At 68.5% G+C, this 3,143-nt stretch carries 3 protein-coding genes; all 3 read right to left on the bottom strand.

The genetic code is table 11. The features are described from left to right. Positions 1 to 234 precede the first annotated feature (234 nt). The 3 genes from QOC69_RS36230 to QOC69_RS36220 are packed head-to-tail and all read right to left on the bottom strand — an operon-like array spanning position 235 to position 3,004. Entirely contained in the window at positions 235 to 990 is a 756-nt protein-coding gene (locus QOC69_RS36230) for an SDR family NAD(P)-dependent oxidoreductase (protein ID WP_526447689.1), read from the bottom strand. A 32-nt stretch (positions 991 to 1,022) separates the two neighbouring features. Beyond that, the gene (locus tag QOC69_RS36225; RefSeq protein ID WP_526447687.1) at positions 1,023 to 1,490 is read right to left on the bottom strand and encodes an SRPBCC family protein; all 468 of its coding nucleotides are present in this window, start codon (positions 1,488 to 1,490) and stop codon (positions 1,023 to 1,025) included. Continuing rightward, positions 1,487 to 3,004 (bottom strand): aldehyde dehydrogenase family protein, encoded by a 1,518-nt coding sequence (locus tag QOC69_RS36220; protein ID WP_526447685.1) that lies wholly within the window; start codon positions 3,002 to 3,004, stop codon positions 1,487 to 1,489. The genes QOC69_RS36225 and QOC69_RS36220 overlap by 4 nt, the downstream gene beginning before the upstream one ends. Between the last annotated feature and the right edge of the window lie 139 nt (positions 3,005 to 3,143).

Here is a 3,143-nt window from a genome sequence, read left to right as displayed (position 1 = left end):
GCGGTCAGCCACTCCTCGGTGACGTTCTGTATGCGAGCGGGCACCTGAGTGCGTTCCCACACCGCCGTCCGGCGAATCTTGTCGAGTGCGGTGTGCGTCCCCGCACGGGCCCCATCACCGCGACTCGCCCGGCGTCACCCAGCGCGGGGGTGTCACGAAAATGACTCGCAGCACGGCGATCTCGAGGAAACCTTGTCTCCCGGTGCTCCTCGGGGAGGGCTCTGTTCTTGTCCATCAGAAGATTGCCGGTGATACACCGCCCCCGTCGAGGACGAGGCGTTGCCCGGTGATGTATCCGGCGTGGTCGCTGGCCAGGAAGCACACGGCGGCGGCGATATCCGCGGGTTCGCAGATCCGGCCGAACGGGCCGGTCGCCGCGGTGTCCTCGAGGCTGCCTCCGTTGGTGCTGGCCTTCACCAGCCGGGCGCCCATCTCTGTGTTCACCAGCCCCGGGGCGAGAATGTTGACGTGAACGCCGTACTGGCGCTCCTCGCGGGCCAGGGCGCGACATGCGGTCTCCATGGCCGCCTTCGCCATCGTGTAGGGGGCGGACCGTTCGGGCGCCTCCGAGGTGATCGCGCTGGAGATCATGACGATGTCCGACCGGTTGGCGGCGCGCATGCCCGGGAGTAATCGCTGGATCAAGGCCAGCGGGCCGAAGGTGTGTACGTCCATCAGTCTCGCGAACTCGGTCAGCGGCGTGTCGAGCACGGTTCTGCCGGTGCTGGCCGATCCCGCGTTGCTGACCAGCAGGTCCACCGGACCGAGCCGTGCGTCGACGACGTCGGCTGCAGCGTTCCAGGACTCTGGGTCTGCGGCACTGGCCTGAACGGCGACGGCGCGGCCACCGCTGCTGCGGATGGCTTCGACCACCGCGTCGGCGGCGTCCGCGTCTCGGTGGTAGCTGACGGCGACCGCGCAGCCCGCGTGCGCCAGCCCGCGCGCCACCCCCGCGCCGACACCGCGCGACCCGCCGGTGACCAGAGCCATGCGCCCCTTCAACGATACGTGCGAGACCGCGCTCATGACGGGGTCTGGGCGGTCCACGCGGCGTTGTCGGCGGCATGCGCCAACCGAGCGGCCAATCGCTCGATGACACGCGACAGCACACGATGTGTCGGCGCACCAAGCGCTGCGAAGCGGGTGGTGAATTCGACCTGCCAGGTGATCAACGTGCCGGTGTCGCCTGGGGAGAACACCGTGACGCGGCCGAGGTAGCTGCGGAACAGGTGCGGACTGAGCACGGTGTATTCCTGGTGGTCGCCGCGTTCGTGGGAGGTGATCTGCTCGCGGATGTACACCGGCCACAGCCCGAGACGGCGCACCGCGCCGACGCCCCCCGGTGCGGGACTCCCCCACCGTTCCCATGCCGTCTGGGTGAGCAGTGGACGGGTCCAGGTCGACCACGAGTCGGCGTCGTCGAGCAGGTCGGTCACCGTGGCCGGGTCGGCGAGGGTGCGCGCGTGATGGGTGAATCGCCGCGAGGTCATCGGGCTCCCCGACGCTTCCGGGAGAACCGCAGCGCGGTCATCAGGCGCAGCAGCCGCATCGTCACCGCGGGGCGGTCCAATCTCATCGCGTTCATCCCGGGTACGTCATAGCGCTTCGTGGCAACCGCCTTCGGGACCGAGAATTCCCGTAGCCCCTCGTCGCCGTGGATCCGGCCGTATCCGCTGCTGCCGACGCCGCCGAACGGCAGCGCCGGGATGCTCACGAACGCGATGACCGAGTTGATCGACACCATGCCGCAACGCAATTGAGCGGCGATTCGCTCACCGCGACGTTTGGAGAAGACGGCCGCCCCCAAACCGAACGGACCTGCGTTGGCGAGTCGTATCGCCTCGCCCACGTCGGGCACGGTGCGGACGGTGACAACGGGACCGAACGTCTCCTCCTGCACCGCGGCACTGCTCTCGGCGCAGTCGACCAGGATGATCGGGTCGATGTAGCGGCCGCGGATCCGTTCTGCCCCACCGAGGGGTAGCGCAGTCGCCGATTCGATGCCGTCTAGTAGATGGCGGCGCACGGTATCGACCTGAGCGGGAACGGTCATCGGCCCGTAGTCGCCCTGCGGCTGCGGACCGGCCTTGACGTCGCGCAGGGCGGCGGTCAACGCCTCGATGAACTGTGCCGCAACCGATTCGACGACGTAGATCCGTTCCACCCCAACGCAGGTCTGACCACCGTTGCTGAAACCGCCCCACGCGGCGGCCCGAGCCGCGGCGGCCACGTCGGCGTCGGCGTCGACGATGAGGGCGTCCTTCCCGCCGCATTCCATCACCACCGGTTTCAGCGACGCCGCGCACGACGCGAGGATGCGCCGGCCGGTGGCCGGCGAGCCGGTGAACTCGATCTTGCCGACGACACTGTCCACCAGCGCTGCCCCGGTGCGCCCGTCACCGGTGACCAATGCCAGAACCGAGTCGGGCATCGACGGGTTGGCAGTGGCGAAGCAGTCGACGAGCAGCGCGGCAACCGAGGTGGCGTACTCGCTGGGTTTGAGGACGACGGTGTTACCGGCCCCGAGCGCCGAGGCCAGCGCGGCCACCGGCGCGAACAGCGGATAGTTCCAGGGACTGATGACGCCGACGACGCCGTACGGTTCGTGGTGGACGGTCGCCGAGTAATTGGCCATCAGAAGTCCGGACCGCACCTTGTGCGAGCGCAGCACCCGCTCCGCGTTGCGGGCCGCCCACACGATGTGTTCGACGGCGATGACCAGCTCCAAGTACGCGTCGTCGGCGGGTTTGCCGTTCTCACGTCCGATCTGAACAACGAATTCATCGCTGCGCGAAACGATTTCGCGTGCCCACCCGGACAGCGCCCGACGACGAATCGCGAATCCCGCGCTGGACCACACCTGGGCGGCGTCGGCTGCCCGCGCGACCGTCGCGTCGACGTCGGCCTGCCCCATGATCGGGAACGCACCCAGTTCCGTCCCGGTCTCCACGTCTCGAGAGACCACCATCTCGACGGCGTCGCCGAGGCGGTCGTCGACGGTCACGAGGTCGCCCGCGCTTCCGAGTACAAGGCGTCGATATCAGCTTCGTACCGTTCGGCGATCTTCTTGCGCCGCAGCTTCAGCGTCGGGGTGAGTTCGGGACCACCGGGTATCCAGACATCAGCGACGAGGACATACCGCT

The organism is Mycobacterium sp. (assembly GCF_032162105.1).
Lineage (GTDB): Bacteria > Actinomycetota > Actinomycetes > Mycobacteriales > Mycobacteriaceae > Mycobacterium.
Note: the sequence above shows the minus strand (reverse complement) of the source record. Positions and strands in the feature narration are given on the sequence as shown.

What these genes read in the sequence shown, in the direction of transcription:
- QOC69_RS36225 (WP_526447687.1), bottom strand. Translation starts at nt 1,490, where the DNA reads ATGACCTCGCGGCGATTCACCCATCACGCGCGCACCCTCGCCGACCCG.
- QOC69_RS36230 (WP_526447689.1), bottom strand. Translation starts at nt 990, where the DNA reads ATGGCTCTGGTCACCGGCGGGTCGCGCGGTGTCGGCGCGGGGGTGGCG.